The following is a 16311-nucleotide window of genomic DNA, read 5'->3' as shown; positions in this document are numbered from 1 at the left end:
CCCACGGCAACGGGGACAGCAAATGGTATTTTGAGCTTCCACACCTCAAATATACCGTGTCTCCGTTGCTTTTTGTTTGCCCGCCGTTTATCAGCATACATTTTAGGACACCACCAAGAAATCAAGCTGCTCAACATCGACGGCATCGCCCCCAACCACGCCAACATCCGCGCGGGTCGCTATCCCTTCACCAACGACTTTTACGCCGTGACCGTCGCCGGGCGCGAAAGCGACAACGTGCGCCAATTGCTGGCATGGGTACAATCGCCGCAAGGGCAGGAGCTGGTGCAAAAAACCGGCTACGTGCCGTTTACCGAACCACCCTCCCCTACCCCCTGAACCCGGAGCCACCATGACCCTCAAGCACACCCTCGCCGCCCTCTGCCTCGCCGCCGGACTGCTGCACAGCGCCGCCGCGCAGACCGTGCTGCGCTACAGCGACCACGAACCCTACGGCAATATGCGCACCCGCTTCATCAACGACGTCTTCTTCAAACACGTTGAGGCGGAAAGCGGCGGGCGCATCAAAATCGAGCCGCATTGAGGCGGCAGCATCGCCCAGGCGCACGACGAACTGCAAGCCCTCGCCGACGGCAAAACCGACCTCATCGTCGCCGTCCCCGAATACAGCGCCGAACAACTGCCGCTGAACCAGCTCTTCAAAGGCTTCATGATTGGCCCTGCTGGCGAGCAACAAGTACAAACCCTGCGCCGCATCTACGCCGACATCCCCGAACTCGCCGCCGAATACCAAAAAAACGGCGCGACGCCGCTCATCATCGCCACCGGCTACCCCGTCGCCTTCTTTAGCGTCAAACCCCTGCAAACCCTGGACGACATCAAGGGACAAACCTGGCGCACCGCCAGCTTCTGGCACCGCGCCTTCCTCAAAAACGCGGGTGCCATCCCGACCAACAGCCGCTGGGGCGAAGAAACCTACGCCAAACTGAAGAACGGCGAAATGCACGGGCTGATGGTCAACATCGACAGCGCCATCGACATCAAGGCCTACGAACACGCGCCTTACGCGCTGGTCTCGCGCGACTTCTGGCTGGGACACATCTACCCCGTGGCCATTAGCAACGAAAAATGGGCGGCGCTCGGCGACGACGACAAGGCCGCCTTTGCCCGCGCCGCCGACAAATCCTGTGCCGAACTGGGCAAAATGATGGACGACCACTACGCGCAAATCCTCAGAACCGCGCAGGAAAAAGGCGTCACCCTGCGCGATCTCACCCCGGCAGAAGTCGCCGCCTGGGGCGAGGCGAGCGATTATCGCGCCGAACTCGACCGCTGGGCGCAGGAGCAGCAACAAAACGGCACGGTTGGCGCGACGGCCGTGTTGGCAAAACTGAAAGCCCGGCTGCTGCCGCCGCAATAACCGCGTCAAGAAAACCCGCCGGATGGCGGGTTTTTGGAAGCTGTTTACCATTTCCCTGCAAAGCGGGGAGGAAGTCTCCCGGCGCCAGGCAATAAAAAAACCGCCCCGAAGGGCGGAGGTTAGGCGCGCGAATGCGGTAGCGCATGGGCGCGAATCAGAGCTCGGCAGCGCGCAGTTGCGCGTAGAGCGCTTCGTGTTCTTTGATGGTGGCGTTGTCAATGCGACGGCGGACGGAGTTGTAGCCGACGATTTTGCCGTCTTCGATGATGGGGTCAATCACCGCGCGTACCCAATAGTAGCCGCCGTCCTTGCGCAGATTTTTCACGCAGCCTGTCCACTGTTTGCCCGCTTGCAGCGTGCTCCACAGGTCTTCAAAGGCAGACGCCGGCATATGCGGGTGGCGCAGGATGTAGTGCGGCTGGCCGATGAGGTCTTCTTTGTCCCAGCCACTGGCTTCGATGAAGGGCAGGTTGACGCTGGTGATGAACCCTTTGGTGTCGGTGCGCGAGAAGATCATCATGGTGTTGGTGAGGTAGAACTGCGCGTCGGTCACATATACGCGGCGTTTGTGGCCGTCGTAGTAGGTGAGGTCATAGGCTTCGGACTGGCCGGACGGTTTTTCCATATCGGGTATGGGATTCATGGTTTTCCTTTGTTCTGGAAGGGGTTTCTTGGTTATTCCCGTCACGGAAAAACGCGACGATTGTCTTTATTGAAGCACGTTCTGTGCCATGCGGGCGAGGGGTTATTGCTGGTAAAACTCCAGCGGCAGGCCGTCCGGGTCTTTGATGAAAAATAGCTGCTTGCCGGTGTATTCGTCGATACGGATCGCTTCGCAGGCGACGCCCCGCGCTTGCAGTTCGGCGCGTTTGCCGGGGATGTCGGCGACGGCAAAGGCGAGGTGGCGCAGACCGCAGGCTTCAGGCGTACCATCCGTGCTGCCTGGCCGTGGCGGCGGGTTGGGGAAGGAAAAGAGTTCGACGACGTACTGGCCGTTCAAGCCAAGGTCAAGTTTCCACGAGTCGCGCGCGGCGCGGTAATGCTCGGCCAGGATTTCCAGGCCGAGGGTTTCGGTGTAGAAGCGCTTGCTGCGCGCGTAGTCGGAGACGATGAGGGCGGTGTGGTGGATGTGCATTTAGAGCCTGTTCAATATTCTGGTGCGTGGCGGGTGGGTGCGGGTTGGGATGGGATGCAAGGCGCAAAACGCAGGCAATGTGGGCTACCTTGCCAAGTTTTGCAACGCCGCAGCCCGCCCAACCCCGCATACATTACGCCCGTAACGGGATGTTGAACAGGCTCTTACGGCTCCAGATGGTAGCCGTAGCCCCGGCGGGTACGGATGGGGTCGGCGTCGGGCGCAATGGTGCGCAGTTTTTGCCGCAGGGTTTTGATATGGCTGTCCACGGTGCGGTTGTCAATGTGGTCGGGGTGATCCCACAGGGTGTTCAGCAGTTGGTCGCGGTCAAAGGTCTGGCCGGGATGGGCGAGCAGATGACGCAGCAGGCGGTATTCGTAGCGGGTGAGGTCAAGGATGACGCCGTGATAGCTGATGGTTTGCGCGCTGTCGTTATGCTGCCAGACGCTGACCGTCTCCGCCTCGCCGCTGCGGCGGCAGACCGCCTTGATGCGCGAGATGAGTTCGCGGTTGCTGAAGGGCTTGCCGCAGTAGTCGTCCGCGCCGAGTTCGAGGCCGACGATGCGGTCGATTTCTTCGTTGCGCGCGCTGAGGAAGATGAGCGGCGTTTGCCATTGCTGGCGGATGCGGCGGCAGAGTTCAAAGCCGTCGGTGTCGGGCAGGCCGACGTCAAGCACGATGCAGTCAAAGCGCTGCGCCTGCAGGGCGGCGAGCGCGGCGATGCCGGTGTCGTGCCACACCACCTGCCATTGTTCACGCGCGAGCGCGTAGCTGAGCGGGTCGGCAATGGCAGGGTCGTCTTCGATGAGGAGGATGTGTTTCATGCGGTCATTATAAGTAATGCGGCGTTAAGCTGGCGTTCACAAAGGCGTGCTATGGTTGCCCGCGTCTGAATATCCAGGCGCACACTAAAGAGGTGAATCATGAAGAAATCATTGTTATTGACCCTGATGGCGCTTGCGCTACCCGCGCTGGCAGATGGCAACGCCGTTGACCGCGCGCAACCGCAGCCGCCGTCGAAAGTGACGACCACCAGCACCATCACCACCGAACGCACCGTCGGCGGGCAAACCACCACCGAAACCGCGCAACCGGTGGCGAACGTGCAGGAATGGCAGGACAACAGCAAACGCGGCGGCTACACGCACAGCAGCAAGGCTGGTGGCAAGGTCAAAAGCAGCCAACTGCGCGACAGCTTCGCCGCCCTGCAAAACGCCGATTCGCCCGAAGCGATGGCTGCACCGCTGCGCCAGTTCAACGCCGCCGGGGAACGCGCCCTGTCGCGCAAGGGGCTGAAAACACAGCGCGCCGAGTTCCGCGAAGCCATCGCCGCGCTGCGGGCTGCCGTGGATGCGGGCGACCTCGCCAGCGCCAAGGCGCAACTGGACACCATCGCGCAAATCCCTGCCATTGCCAACCGCCTGCAATAAGGGGTCGCCATGAAAAAAACGCTGCTATTCAGCCTGATCGCGCTCGGCGCATCCGCGCTGGCGGCGAACGACAACGCGGTAGATATGGCGCAACCGCAGCCGCCTGCCACCGTGAAAACCACCACGACCGTCACCACCGAGCGCACCGTGGGCAACCAGACCACGACCGAGACCGCGCAACCGGTGACGCAGGTGGAAGCCGCGCCCGCCAGCGACAAACTGCCGCCGCCGCAGCGCTTTGACAACGCCGACGCGGCGCAAACCCGCCAGTATCTGCGCGACAATTTCCACGCGCTGCAAAAAGCGGACACACTGGAAGCGATGGCAGAGCCGCTGCGCCTGTTTTCCGCCTACGCCGACCAGGCGCAACTGCTGGGTATCGGCGATGTGGACAACGCGCAGCAGCAGGCCTACGTTGATGAGCTGGCGCAGCTCCGCCAGGGCATCGTCGAACTGCAAAACAAGGCCGAACTCGGCGATCTTGCGGGCGCGAAGGCGCAACTGGACGCCATCGCGCAAACGCCCGCCGGGCAAAAATGGCTGCGCTGAGCGCACGCCGTCATGAAAAACCCCGCTGCAGCGGGGTTTTTTGTGTCGTTCAGGGGGTGTTTGCAATTCAGCCCCCTTACCCGACGAACCTGTATAGAGCGGACACATGGGTAACAGGTGTGCGAGGACATAGGTATAGCCATCCACCGAAAGTCTCAGACAAGGCGCGTTGTCGAAGACAGTACGCGGTTGTACGGCGAGACAACGCAACACAGTATGAGGCTTTCGGCGGATGGCTATAGATAACACTTTTACCATCCCAACGACGGAGAACCCTATGCCCTGGAGAACCCTTACCGTGAACCAACAACGTCAAGAATTCCTTGCCCTCGCCCAAAATCCCTCTCGCAACCTCAGCGAGCTCTGCCGCCGCTTTGGCATCAGCCGCAAATACGCCCTGGCAGCGTTTTGAACACCCCTGGCCCAATGCCCTGTGGCAAATGGAGTTCAAGGGACACTTTAAGTCGCCGGGCAACGCCCGCCACCGGCAGCCAGTACGCAACAGCCACAGAAGGCTTATACGCCGCGATTTCGCTTTTTTTGGTGTGCGCTTGCCAGTAGCGGGCGGAGGTTTTCAAACTGTTTGCGGCTGATGTTGCTGGGGTATACTTGCCTCAATTCTGCAAAATTCTCATGTTTTACGGGAATTTCCGTACCATCCCCTTCCCGACAACCCCGGACACAAAACCATGAACATGACCACCTGGTGGCTGGCGCTCGCGCTGATGCTCCTCTGCGAAGGCGCGCTGATTGGCATAGCCCCCGCCGTCTGGCGGCGCACCATGCGCCAACTGGGCGAACTGCCGGACAACGCCCTGCGCCGCATCGGCCTCGGCATGGCCGCCACCGCCCTTCTCATCGTCGCCGTGCTGCTATGGCTGACGCACTAAACGCCCCATTCCATTTACATACACCAAGTGCGCTACCCTGTATGTAAACGCCGCAATCCGGCCATTCATGGCCGACATCAACATATCAGACACCCATACCAACCTGCGATACCTGGAAAACGGATATGCTCCCCTGTCGCTACAACCCGCAACACGAACAATATGAAGGCGCGACCGACTGGCACAACGCACGCGGCGAGCCGGTCGCGCTTCGCCTCGAACCCGACCGCGACGACCCCAAACTGCCAATAGCTCCCGCTGCACTTGCCGCCCTGCAACGTATTAACGCTGCTCCGGACGAGTGGCAGAAACGCCTCACTGTCTTTCTCGGCGATACCCTCGCGCGCGATGCCCAAACCGGCGCAACAGATGCCGCCGCTGCCGTGCGCAGTTTCGTGCTGGAACAACTGTATATTGCCGCCGATGGTCGCGTTGACGCCATTGGCCGCAGCCGCCTCGCCACCTGCGACGTGCGCCATATCATCCGTACCGATGCGGGCGGCACGCCGCACGATGCCGCGTGCTACGGCGCGCTCATCCCGCACGACCCGCACATGGCGACAGACGACGAAAACGATGGCGAAAGCGATACCCCGCACCGCTTTGATAACACGGAATCACGGATGGTAACGGGGTGAGTGCTGATTTTCAGCCCGGCCTTGTTCATGGCACTCGTGACGCAACTGGAGCACATGGGCGACTTTGCCTTCATTTTTCCGCTGCTCACCGCCATCCTGCCGATCATCGGCCTGTTTCTGCTACCCGTACCGTGGTATATCAAACTCCTGTACTTTATCGTGCTGTTCATCCCGGTCGCCTGGTGCGTCTTTATTCTCGGCTGGGGTGCGCTACTGGTAACAGGCGGCGGTTACTGAACCATCTCCCCCGTTTACATACACCTTCCCCGCTACCCCGTATGTAAACGACCCGTCATCATATTCAATTCTCCACCCCTGTACCACCTTGGTTTATGAAGGAATTGGCATGAACTTTAACAAACTGATACCGGAATTATCCGTGTTTGACATAGCCCAAACCAAAGATTTCTATAAAAAACTGGGCTTCAAAATAGAATATGAACGAACCGAAGAAAACTTTGTCTTCATGTCATTCGAGGATAGTCAATTCATGTTTGAACAAATCCATGACAAAGGCTGGAACACTGGCGCATTGGAATATCCATTGGGGCGAGGAATAAACTTTTCCATCGCAGTTGATAACGTTGAAGCGCTCTATGAAACCGTTAAAAACGGACAAATGAAAATTTACCGGGAACTTGCAAGAAGCACCTATCTGGTCGAAGGAATAGCGGAAGAACAAATAGAATTTCTCATCCAGGATCCCAATGGATATTTGCTGAGATTCACCAATTGACAAAAAAAGCGAAGGCTGTCTTGTCCATAAATACACCGACGCTTGATAGCCTCAAGCGCTTTCCGTTCCCGCAATACTATGCGATTGAGCACTATTACAGTACAGCAGCGGCAGCCATCCACCACGACAACGGGCATTGCCACACCCACAAAATCGGCGACTGTCCGTCCTGTTGCCAAAGCGGCATTGGCACGGATTTTGGCGGCGGCTGCAAAAAATCTCCAGCGATTACAAGGATGGGCTGAACGAGATTCATGACGGCAGGCCGGTGTTCGCCCGCAGCGCACGCGGCGGGTGGCGGCTGCACTGCGATTTTGCCTAAAATAAGCGGCAGACATCCCCGCATCCCGTCCATTTACATACACCTTGAGCGCTCAGGTGTATGTATAAATCACCGCATTCCCACCACTTAACCAAGGAAACACCCATGAGTACAAACCTGGTCGTCATTGGCGCCCAATGGGGCGACGAAGGCAAAGGCAAAATCGTTGACCTCCTCACCGAAAAAGCAGGCGCGGTCGTGCGCTACCAGGGCGGGCACAACGCCGGCCACACCCTCGTCATCGACGGCAAAAAAACCGTGCTGCACCTCATCCCCGCCGGCATCCTGCACGCAGGCGTTGAAAGCTACATCGGCAACGGCGTCGTCCTCTGCCTGCGCGCCCTCTTTGAAGAAATCGCCGCGCTTGAAGCCGCCGGCGCGCCCGTGATGGAGCGGCTGCACATCTCGCCCGCCTGCGCTCTCATCCTCCCGAGCCACAGCGCGCTCGACCAGGCGCGCGAAGCCGCGCGCGGCGCCAACAAAATCGGTACTACCGGGCGTGGCATCGGTCCCGCCTACGAAGACAAAATCGCGCGACGCGGCCTGCGCCTTGCCGACCTGATGCAGCCGGACACCTTCCGCGAACGCCTGCGCGAACTGATGGACTTCCACAACTTCCAGCTCGAACACTACTACCACGCCGCCCCGGTGGATTACGACGCCGTCGCCGCCGAATGGCTCGCCTACGCCGACCGCGTCCGCCCGCTCATCACCGACGTGACGCTGGCCGCCTACCGCCACCGCGAAGCAGGCGAACACATCATCTTTGAAGGCGCGCAAGGGGCGATGCTCGACATCGACCACGGCACCTACCCGTTCGTCACCTCCTCCAGCACCGCCGCTGGCGGGGCGGCAACCGGCAGCGGCGTCGGCCCGCGCCACCTTGACTACATCCTCGGCATCGCCAAAGCCTACACCACCCGCGTCGGCGGCGGCCCCTTCCCCACCGAACTGACCGACGCCACCGGCAAACACCTCGCCGAAACCGGGCACGAATACGGCGCCACCACCGGCCGCGCCCGCCGCTGCGGCTGGATAGACCTGCCCGCGCTGCGCCGCGCCATCTACAACTCCAGTATCAGCGGCCTGTGCCTGACCAAACTGGACGTCCTTGACGCACTCGCGGAAATCAAAGTCTGCACCGCCTACCAGATGGACGGCGAACGGCTCGACATCGCCCCGGTCGGCGCGGACGAACTGGCGCGCTGCCAACCGGTGTATGAAACCCTGCCCGGCTGGCAAAGCAGCACCGTGGGCATCACCAACTATGACCAACTGCCAGAAAAGGCACGTGCCTACATCGGCTACCTCGAAAACGCCCTCGGCGTCCCGGTTGCCATCGTCTCCACCGGCCCCGACTGCGTCCACACCATCCAGCGGGAAACGCTGCTCGCCTGAATAAAAAACCCCTCTCCCAAAGGGAGAGGGGTTGGGATGAGGGCAAAATGGCATACCCCCTTGTTCCCCAGCCAACAAACCATTCCAACACCCGCCATGCCCCATCCCTTCCGCGCCACCCTCACCTATACGCTCAAATTCGGCAATCGCCTCTACCTCACCAGCACCGCCCTGCTGGCCATACTGGTTTGCTGGCTGAACTCGCTGAACCTCACGAACAACATCATCCTCAGCCTGCTGACCGTCCTTGCTGCTACCCCAATCCTTTGCAAAATCATTGACAGCGCCACGCGCATCCATGCGGATGAAGCGGACGAACCTGTCCCCGTCGGCATCGGCACCTTGGGCGTGGCAGAACTCACGCAATATCTCGCGGGACTCATCCTCCTTATCCTGCCCTACCCATTGCTTGGCCAGCATTCATTCTGGCTCGCCTGCGCCTGGACCCTGCCGCTGCTCGCGCTGCTGCCCGCCATCCACCGCAGCTACCTTGACCGCCCCAGTCTTGCTGCAATGTTCGCACCGCCCGCGCTCTGGCGGGCATACCACGACATTGGCCACCGCCACTACTGGCGCAGCTTTTGTGTTTCCCTGCTGATAACCCTGCTGGCTGTTTTTGCCATCATTCTCGCGGTTTTCCTGCTTTTCACCCTCATTACATTCGTCATTGAGCGACATATGCCAGATACCGTCTTTCTCCCGATCATAATGTTCGGCATCGCCCTCACTCCCCTGTGCTGCTGCCTGCTCGCCCTGCTTTGGGCGCTCATCACCCTCTACCCCATTTTCCTCGCGCAAGACGACGCAAATTAGTCCCGGAGCCTCGCCATGACCAGCCGCTACATCCCCATCTACCTCTTTGCCGCCTTCATCATCATCCTTCTGGTCGTCCTGACCTTTGTCGCCAAAGACGAAAACCAAAAAATCTACCGCCCCGGCACCCTCGAAAAATACCTGCTACAAAAAGCGGCGCGCATCCACCAGCATATCCGCCAAACCCTGCGCAGTTTCGCCCAGCGCCCTGCCTTGCCCGCGCACATCCCGGAAACCCGCGCCGAGGACGGCACCCTCACCTTCCACGGTGCACTCAGCCACAACGGCATCCTCGACAGCGACTGGTTCCGCCGCCAAAGCGGCGGCACGCTGCCCGCCCATATCATCATTGACGGCGACCTCACCCTGCACGGCGCGCTCAACCCCGGCGACGGCCTGCACCTCACCATCAGCGGCAACGCCCGCATTGACAGCCTGACCCTGGACGACGCTACCCTCGACATCCACGGCGACCTTGACGCCGCCCTCGCCGTCTGCGCCACCAGCCCCGCCGCCGTCCTCCGCGTCGGCGGCGCGCTGCGCAGCCCGTACCTCCTCGCCTGCGGCGACGAAATGCCGCGCCACAACGCCCACCCCGACCATATCTACATTGATGACGGCGCCGTCGGCTATATGCCCGCCAGCGCGGACGGCAACGACGCCTTCCCGCTGGACGACAGCATCGGGCGCGGCGCGCATGGCTGGTACACCTTCCATAACGCCCAACGGATGCTGCGCCCTGAAACCCGCGACGCGGACGACCATTTCTCCCCGGCACGCACCTTCGCGCTGATTCAAAGCGGCGAAAATCCCTTTATCCGCCCGCCGTCATCCCCGGCCTGATTGAGCAGCCATCAACAATACAAAACGCCGTTTACATACACGAAAGCGGGAATCGTGTATGTAAACGGCGTTTTGCCGCAGTGGGCAACAGATTATTGCAATTTCCAGTCGAATTTCAGCATGACATTGCGCGGTTCGCCATAGAGATTGTTAATGCCCATGGTGCGGACGCGGTGATTTTCATAATAGCGTTTGTCTGCCAGGTTACTGCCTGTCAGGCTCACACTCAAATCTTTGCTCACATCATATTTCACGCCCAAATCCCACAAGGCGTAACCGCCCTGGCCAACATTCCACAAACTATTCGTTGCACTTTGCGCACGCACGCCGCCGCTGATGGTCCATTTGTGGTCATGGAATGGCAGGTTGTAACTGCTGTAAAGGCGCGCCAAGTGTTTCGGCGTGTGTTTGCTGAAATTGGTGCCGGAAGGATAGCGGCTGCCTTCGTTTTTTAGATATTTGCTGGTGTTGTAGGTGTATCCGGCAAAGAGTTTCCAATCCGGCGTGAGATTGCCGGAGATTTCCGCGTCTATACCCTGACTGCGGATTTTTCCTTGTGCCAGATATGCCCATTCGCCCGCGCTATTGCGCGTTTCCAGATCAAAGGGACGATTTTTTTGTTCGATGCGGAAGATCGAGAGCGCGCTGTTTAATTCGCCATTGCCGAACCAGTCTGCTTTCCAGCCGATTTCGTAATTCGTGCCGGTTATCGGTTTCAGCAAATGGTTATTCATATCGCGCACGGTTTGCGGCTTGTCGATAGTGGTATAGCTGGCATAGAGGCTATGTTTCGGCGTGAGGTCGTAGGTAATGCCGAAATAGGGGACGAGCATATTTTTGCTGTATTTGCTGTCTTTACCCGTTTTGTGATTTTCCGAGTCGTAATGCCAGTTGGTGAAGCGTGCGGCGGCGAGAATGTGTAATTGTTCGGTTGGGTTAATTCTCGCGCCGGCGGAAAACGCATGAGTGGTAATTACCCGACCGGTGTCGGTGTAATCTTTGTTATTGTTTGTCCAATCGGGTTTGGTGAGTGTTTTCCAGTCGAAGGTGTAGATGTTGTAGGGATGGGCAGTGTGGTCTTTCCAAACGTTATGTGAATCAGATTTTTCGCGACTGGAATGGTGGGTAAAGAACAGGTCGTGTTGCTGACCAAAGGCATTGAATTTACCGCTGAGGGTATTTTGCCAGGCGATGTTGTCGCCACGATTTTTATAACGCTGGATGTTTTCGCTGGCACCCGCCAGTTCGCCATTTTTTTTCAACACCGGTAAATTTGCCACTGGTATTGCTGATGAAGGCAAATTGTTCATCGGATTCAGCGTGAACGTAATTCAGTTTGCTGTTGAAATCTCAATTATCGTTGATGGCGTAATCGAGTTCGGCAAAAACATTCGCCTTTTTGTATTTTTTGCGGTTCCAGTCGGCGCCAAGATAGCTCTTGGTGGGCAGGTTGAGATTGAAGCCGCGACCCATCGGTACGCCGTAGAAATCCGGCGTTTCCTGCGTGCTTTGGTACATTCCGCCGAGGCTGAAGGTGGCGCTGTCGCCAAGGTCGGTTTCCAGTACGCCGTAGAGGGTACCGTCGTTACCCGCGTGTTTTTTCCGCCAGTTTTTGTTGCGGCTAGCGACGCCGACGACGCGACCGCGCAGAGTCTGCGCCTGGTTGAGGCTACCGGAGAGATCGCCAGTGCCATACACCTTGCCGAAGCGGTCGGCCTGCAGACTGGCGCTGGCCTGCGTCGCTGCGGTCGGTTTTTTGCGCACCGCGTTGATGGTGCCGCCCGGCTCGCCGTTGGACTGGGTGAGTCCGGTCGCGCCGCGCACGACTTCAATGTGGTCGTAAAATGGCGAGATCGCTCATGCTCTGCGGATCGTTGTAAGGGTTGCCCGCAGCGTCCGGCACGGTGCTGGCGATGCCGTCTTCTTCGATTTTGTCCACGTAGAAGCCGCGCGACTGGTAGCGCCAGCGTCCAGCATCGGGGATGACGTTGATGCCGGTGGTGGTTTTCAGCGCGTCGTGCATGGTGGTAATACCGCGCTCGTCAAGCTGCGTTTTGGTGACGACGCTGACGGATTGCGGTGTTTCCTGCGGCGCGAGGGCAAGGCCGGTGGTGGTGCGCATCGCCGCAGTGGTGTAGCTGCGCGTGTCTTCGGTGCGGGTATCGTCGCCGCTGCTTTTGACGTTAATGGCTTGCAGGTCTTCGCTTTCGCCGTTTTGTGCCAGGGCAGGAATGGCGAGCAGCACGGCAGCTGCCAAGGGTGCGTGTTTCATGGTTTATCTCTGATATTTCTTGAATTATCTGACGTTCAGCGGGATGCGCTTGGCGACGGTGCGGCCTTCCGGCGGCGGCGCGTAGCTGCCGACGCTGCGTACTGATTCGAGGATGAGGTCGTCAATGCGCTGTACGCCGGAGCTTTGTTCGATGCGGATGTTGGTGAACTGGCCGCTGGCCTGGATGTCGAAGGCAACCACTGCGGTGCCGCGTTCGCGGATGCGCCCTTTGCGTTTTTGTACGGTGCTGGCGATGCGGCCCTGCAATCCGGCGTTGTAGTTTTTTTCGGTGATTTTGGCTCCGCTTTGTGCGCCGTCGCGGCTGCCGCCATTCGCCCGGCCATTGTTGGCAGCATTGGCGTTCGGGATTTGTCCGTAATGGTTGGCCGCGGGCGGTGCAATATTGACCGGTCGCGGCGGCGGGGTAATCGGCGGGCGTTCGCGGATTTGCGGTTCGGGTGCTTCGCGGCGCGGTTCGGGTTTGGGCGGCTCTTTGGGTTTGGGCTTTTCTTTCGGCTTGGGTTTTTCTTTCGGTTTTTCTTTTTTCGGTTTGGGTTTTTCTTTTTTCGGCGGAGGCGGCGGTTCTTTTTTGACTTCTACCGGCGCGGCTTTTTCTTCGACGACGGGTTCGGGTTCCGGCTCTGGCTCCGGTTCGGGCTCTGGCGGAGGCGGCGGTAGTTCGGGAGCGGGCGGTGGTGCCGGGGCGTGTTCTTCTTCGGTGAGGTATTCGAGGGATTCCCAGCCGAGGACGTTTTCGACGATGACGGGTTCGGCGCGCCCGGTTTTATAGATATACCAACTGCCGCCAAAGATGGCGGCGTGGACGGCGAGCGAGAGGCAAAATGCCGCCGCGCTGCGTGCGCGGCTGTATCCGGCCATGTTATTTCTCCTCTGGCACGGCCAGCACGGCGACGCGGAATTTTTTGTCTTTCAGCATTTCTTGTGCTTCGATGAAGTGCTGGAAGGGGGTCTTGGCGTCGATTTTCAGGGTTACGCGCTGGTTTTCCGGCCAGGTTTCGATGATTTTTTCCAGCTCATTGACGCCAATTTTTTCGTCCACGATTTCGCCATCTTTCAGGTAATAGATGCCGTCTTTGTCGATGGTAATCAGTTTCAGGGTATCTTTGGAATGCAGTTTGGTTGGCGCTTTTGAGGTCGGCAGATTGACGTCTATTTTGCCCTGGGCGATAAAGGTCGCGGTCATCAGGATGATGGCGAGCAATACCAGCATGATGTCAATGAAGGGGATGACGTTTATTTGGTCAAATTTTTTCATAAGGCATTCCCTTTTTGGTAGGACAGCCATTTTTCGCGGCGCACATCGACTTTGCGTGAAAGGATGTTGTAAAACATGACTGACGGGATAGCGACGAGAATTCCGAGCGCGGTCGCTTTTAATGCCAGCGCGAGGCCGACCATGATTTGTGCGGCATCAATATTGCCGCTGTGTTGTCCCATATCGTAGAAGGTAATTAAAATCCCGGTGACGGTTCCCAATAATCCGACATAGGGCGCATTGGATCCGATGGTATAGATGGGGGTCTGGTTTCTTTCCAGGGCGATATTGAGTTCGTGAATGTTGGGGTAATCGCGCACATCCACCCGCGCCAGGAAAATATAGCGTTCCAATACTTTCCACAGCATGATCAGGCTCATCAGCCCCAGTATGCCGAGAATGATGTAATCGACGTTTGCTTTTAAAAATTCCATGACGGTTTCCTCGCTGGTTAATATAGGGGGCGCCACTATACCCGTGCCACATTGAGGCCGTAAACAAGAGAGATTCTTATATGGCACGTTGCACTTTTCCGGCGCGGTGGTAAGGTGCGCGCTCTTGATTAAGGAGTACCCATGCAATACCGCAAACTTGGCCAGACCGGCATTGAGGTCAGCGTCATCTGCCTCGGCACCATGACTTTTGGCGAGCAGAACAGCGAAGCTGACGCGCACGCGCAGCTCGATTACGCCCTCGCCCACGGCGTGAATTTCATCGACACCGCCGAGATGTACCCGGTGCCGCCGGGGCGCGAAACCTACACCCGCACCGAGCAGTACATCGGCAGCTGGTTGCAGCAGCGCGGCAGGCGCGACGACATCATCCTCGCCAGCAAAATCGCCGGGCCATCGCGCGGCAATGACGGTCAGGACTACATTCGCGGCGGTTCGCGCTTCACCCGCGCGCAGATTCACGCCGCCTGCGATGCCTCGCTCGCCCGCCTGCACACCGATTACCTCGACCTCTACCAGTTGCACTGGCCGGAGCGGCGCGTCAATTACTTTGGCCGCCTCGGCATGAGCGCGCTGGACGACCCTGCCGACCTCACCCCGCTCGCCGAAACCGTCGCCGCGTTGGACGAACTCATCCAGGCCGGAAAAATCCGCGCCTATGGACTTTCCAACGAAACCCCCTGGGGCGTGATGGCACACCTGCGCGAAAGCGAACACGCCCAGCGCACCCGCGCCGTCTCCATCCAGAACCCCTACAACCTGCTCAACCGCAGCTACGAAGTCGGCCTCGCCGAAGTGTCATTGCGCGAACACATCGGCCTGCTCGCCTACTCGCCGCTCGCCTTCGGAATGCTCACCGGCAAATACCGTCGCAAACCGTGGCAACCTGAGTGGCGCATCGCCCGCTTTGAGCGCTTCACCCGCTACACCAAGCCGCAGGCATTCGCTGCGGTGGAGCGCTACGCCGCAGTCGCCGAACAGGCCGGACTGTCGCTTACACAAATGGCGCTGGCGTTTGTGAACAGCCGCCCGTTCGTCACCGCCAACATCATCGGCGCGACCACCCTGGAGCAGCTCGCGGAAAACATCGCCAGCATCGACATCACCTTGAGCGACGACACCCTCGCCGCCATCGACACCATCCACGCCGACATCAGCAACCCATGCCCATGACCCCCCGCGAAATCAGCATCGACCTGCCCCACATCCGCCTCGCCGGACAGCGCTGGGGCGACGGCGAACACATCGTCCTCGCCCTGCACGGCTGGCTCGACAACGCCGCCAGCTTCGCCCCGCTGGCGCCGCACCTCATCGACGACAACACCTCGCTCATCGCCCTCGAATTTGCCGGACACGGCCGCAGCGCGCACCGCCCGCTCGGCGCGGGCTACCACTTCACCGACCATATGCGCGACGCCATGTACGCCGCCGAAACGCTGGGCATCGAAAAAATCGACTTCGTCTGCCACTCGCTCGGCGCGGCGGTCGCCAGTATGCTCGCCGGTACCTTCCATGACCGCATCGCGCGCCTGGTCTGCATCGAATGCTACGGCACGCCGTACGTCTCCGACCACAACGACCTGCCGGAGCGGATGCGCGAACGGCTGCTGACGATGGACTACATGAACCCGCGCAGCACCCGCCACTACGACGACCTCGCGCCACTCATCGCCGCGCGCATCAAGGCAGGCGCGATGCACCCCGCAAGCGCCGAACGCCTCGTACGCCGCAACCTCATCAAAGAAGCGCAGGGCTACCGCTTCATCAGCGACAAACGCCTCACCGTGTGGCAACCGATGATGCTCTCCGAAGAACAAGTACAAGAATTCATCCCGCGCATCACCGCGCCTGTCCTCATGATCGAAGGCCACGACGGCTTCACCGCGCACTGGCATTACCTGCCCGAACGCTACCGCCTGACGCAGGACATCCGCGTCGCCAAACTCGACGGCGGCCACCACCTGCACATGGACCATCCCGAAGCCGTCGCCGCCGCCATCAAACAATTCTGGCGGGAAAAGCCGCTATAACCACACCGCATCCCCCCTCCCCCTGCGGGGGAGGGGACGGGGATGGTACAACCCAAAGACCTCCTTTACAAAACAGCCCAAAGACCTCGTTTACATCCATCATCCCGGTATCACCTGCACGGAGATACCCATGCCCTGGAAACAAA

24 protein-coding genes and 1 pseudogene are annotated in these 16311 nt (G+C 59.3%); 16 read left to right on the top strand and 9 right to left on the bottom strand.

The features are described from left to right. The 3 genes and pseudogenes from Q0349_RS01370 to dctP all read left to right on the top strand — a co-directional run. Positions 1–339 (top strand): annotated as a pseudogene (locus Q0349_RS01370) (hypothetical protein); the annotation flags it as partial. A gap of 13 nt (positions 340–352) precedes the next feature. Next, a complete protein-coding gene (locus Q0349_RS01365) occupies positions 353–544 on the top strand; it encodes a hypothetical protein (RefSeq protein WP_298078997.1) in 192 nt (63 codons plus the stop codon). Positions 545–553: 9 nt separating this feature from the next. Next, a complete protein-coding gene (dctP, locus tag Q0349_RS01360) occupies positions 554–1381 on the top strand; it encodes a TRAP transporter substrate-binding protein DctP (RefSeq protein WP_298078998.1) in 828 nt (275 codons plus the stop codon). 154 nt (positions 1382–1535) lie between these two features. Here the strand turns inward: dctP and Q0349_RS01355 are convergent, their stop codons facing one another. The 3 genes from Q0349_RS01355 to creB all read right to left on the bottom strand — a co-directional run bounded on the left by Q0349_RS01355 (position 1536) and on the right by creB (position 3340). Next, positions 1536–2024 (bottom strand): PAS domain-containing protein, encoded by a 489-nt coding sequence (locus tag Q0349_RS01355; protein ID WP_298078995.1) that lies wholly within the window; start codon positions 2022–2024, stop codon positions 1536–1538. Between the two features lie 102 nt (positions 2025–2126). Then, positions 2127–2516, bottom strand: coding sequence for a VOC family protein (locus tag Q0349_RS01350; protein WP_298078994.1), 390 nt, complete (start codon positions 2514–2516; stop codon positions 2127–2129). Positions 2517–2680: 164 nt separating this feature from the next. Further along, positions 2681–3340, bottom strand: coding sequence for a two-component system response regulator CreB (creB, locus tag Q0349_RS01345; protein ID WP_298078993.1), 660 nt, complete (start codon positions 3338–3340; stop codon positions 2681–2683). A gap of 99 nt (positions 3341–3439) precedes the next feature. Here creB and Q0349_RS01340 point away from each other — a divergent pair, with 99 nt between their 5' ends. The 11 genes from Q0349_RS01340 (at position 3440) to Q0349_RS01290 (ending at position 10135) form a co-directional block, all read left to right on the top strand. Further along, on the top strand, positions 3440–3946 hold the full coding sequence (locus Q0349_RS01340; protein WP_298078992.1) for a hypothetical protein: 507 nt from the start codon (positions 3440–3442) through the stop codon (positions 3944–3946). A gap of 9 nt (positions 3947–3955) precedes the next feature. Continuing rightward, entirely contained in the window at positions 3956–4495 is a 540-nt protein-coding gene (locus Q0349_RS01335; RefSeq protein WP_298078991.1) for a hypothetical protein, read from the top strand. 277 nt (positions 4496–4772) lie between these two features. Beyond that, positions 4773–4907 carry a hypothetical protein gene (locus tag Q0349_RS01330; protein ID WP_298078990.1) on the top strand — a complete coding sequence of 45 codons (135 nt, stop codon included), beginning with the start codon at positions 4773–4775 and terminating at the stop codon, positions 4905–4907. Positions 4908–5184: 277 nt separating this feature from the next. After that, positions 5185–5385, top strand: coding sequence for a DUF2065 family protein (locus Q0349_RS01325; RefSeq protein WP_298078989.1), 201 nt, complete (start codon positions 5185–5187; stop codon positions 5383–5385). A gap of 125 nt (positions 5386–5510) precedes the next feature. Continuing rightward, on the top strand, positions 5511–6023 hold the full coding sequence (locus Q0349_RS01320; protein WP_298078987.1) for a hypothetical protein: 513 nt from the start codon (positions 5511–5513) through the stop codon (positions 6021–6023). 27 nt (positions 6024–6050) lie between these two features. Then, positions 6051–6260, top strand: a complete 210-nt coding sequence (locus Q0349_RS01315; RefSeq protein ID WP_298078986.1) for a hypothetical protein — start codon at positions 6051–6053, stop codon at positions 6258–6260. Positions 6261–6369: 109 nt separating this feature from the next. After that, entirely contained in the window at positions 6370–6759 is a 390-nt protein-coding gene (locus tag Q0349_RS01310) for a VOC family protein (RefSeq protein ID WP_298078984.1), read from the top strand. Positions 6760–6779: 20 nt separating this feature from the next. Beyond that, entirely contained in the window at positions 6780–7004 is a 225-nt protein-coding gene (locus tag Q0349_RS01305; protein ID WP_298078982.1) for a hypothetical protein, read from the top strand. 182 nt (positions 7005–7186) lie between these two features. Continuing rightward, positions 7187–8479: an adenylosuccinate synthase gene (locus Q0349_RS01300; RefSeq protein WP_298078981.1), complete on the top strand. Its 1293-nt coding sequence runs from the start codon at positions 7187–7189 to the stop codon at positions 8477–8479. 96 nt (positions 8480–8575) lie between these two features. Beyond that, on the top strand, positions 8576–9292 hold the full coding sequence (locus Q0349_RS01295) for a hypothetical protein (RefSeq protein WP_298078979.1): 717 nt from the start codon (positions 8576–8578) through the stop codon (positions 9290–9292). Positions 9293–9307: 15 nt separating this feature from the next. Then, a complete protein-coding gene (locus Q0349_RS01290) occupies positions 9308–10135 on the top strand; it encodes a hypothetical protein (protein ID WP_298078978.1) in 828 nt (275 codons plus the stop codon). A 92-nt stretch (positions 10136–10227) separates the two neighbouring features. On the opposite strand, the gene Q0349_RS01285 is transcribed toward Q0349_RS01290, so the two are convergent. From Q0349_RS01285 to exbB, 6 genes are all read right to left on the bottom strand, one after another. Continuing rightward, a complete protein-coding gene (locus Q0349_RS01285; protein ID WP_298078977.1) occupies positions 10228–11400 on the bottom strand; it encodes a TonB-dependent receptor in 1173 nt (390 codons plus the stop codon). An 85-nt stretch (positions 11401–11485) separates the two neighbouring features. Then, entirely contained in the window at positions 11486–11959 is a 474-nt protein-coding gene (locus tag Q0349_RS01280; protein ID WP_298078976.1) for a hypothetical protein, read from the bottom strand. 4 nt (positions 11960–11963) lie between these two features. Beyond that, the gene (locus Q0349_RS01275) at positions 11964–12407 is read right to left on the bottom strand and encodes a TonB-dependent receptor plug domain-containing protein (protein WP_298078974.1); all 444 of its coding nucleotides are present in this window, start codon (positions 12405–12407) and stop codon (positions 11964–11966) included. A 24-nt stretch (positions 12408–12431) separates the two neighbouring features. Next, complete coding sequence (locus tag Q0349_RS01270) at positions 12432–13286, bottom strand: energy transducer TonB (RefSeq protein ID WP_298078972.1); 855 nt, start codon at positions 13284–13286, stop codon at positions 12432–12434. A 1-nt stretch (position 13287) separates the two neighbouring features. Then, on the bottom strand, positions 13288–13683 hold the full coding sequence (locus tag Q0349_RS01265; RefSeq protein WP_298078970.1) for a biopolymer transporter ExbD: 396 nt from the start codon (positions 13681–13683) through the stop codon (positions 13288–13290). Beyond that, positions 13680–14117, bottom strand: a complete 438-nt coding sequence (gene exbB / locus Q0349_RS01260; RefSeq protein WP_298078968.1) for a TonB-system energizer ExbB — start codon at positions 14115–14117, stop codon at positions 13680–13682. Before exbB ends, Q0349_RS01265 begins: the two co-directional genes overlap by 4 nt. 141 nt (positions 14118–14258) lie before the next feature. Between exbB and Q0349_RS01255 the strand changes: the two genes are divergently transcribed. Continuing rightward, a complete protein-coding gene (locus tag Q0349_RS01255) occupies positions 14259–15308 on the top strand; it encodes an NADP(H)-dependent aldo-keto reductase (RefSeq protein WP_298078966.1) in 1050 nt (349 codons plus the stop codon). Further along, entirely contained in the window at positions 15305–16165 is an 861-nt protein-coding gene (locus Q0349_RS01250; RefSeq protein WP_298078964.1) for an alpha/beta hydrolase, read from the top strand. Before Q0349_RS01255 ends, Q0349_RS01250 begins: the two co-directional genes overlap by 4 nt. Positions 16166–16311: the final 146 nt, after the last annotated feature.

This window comes from uncultured Cardiobacterium sp. (genome assembly GCF_938028185.1).
In the GTDB taxonomy this organism is placed as follows: domain Bacteria; phylum Pseudomonadota; class Gammaproteobacteria; order Cardiobacteriales; family Cardiobacteriaceae; genus Cardiobacterium.
The sequence above is the reverse complement of the archived record's forward strand: the minus strand, read 5'-3'. Positions and strand labels throughout refer to the sequence as shown.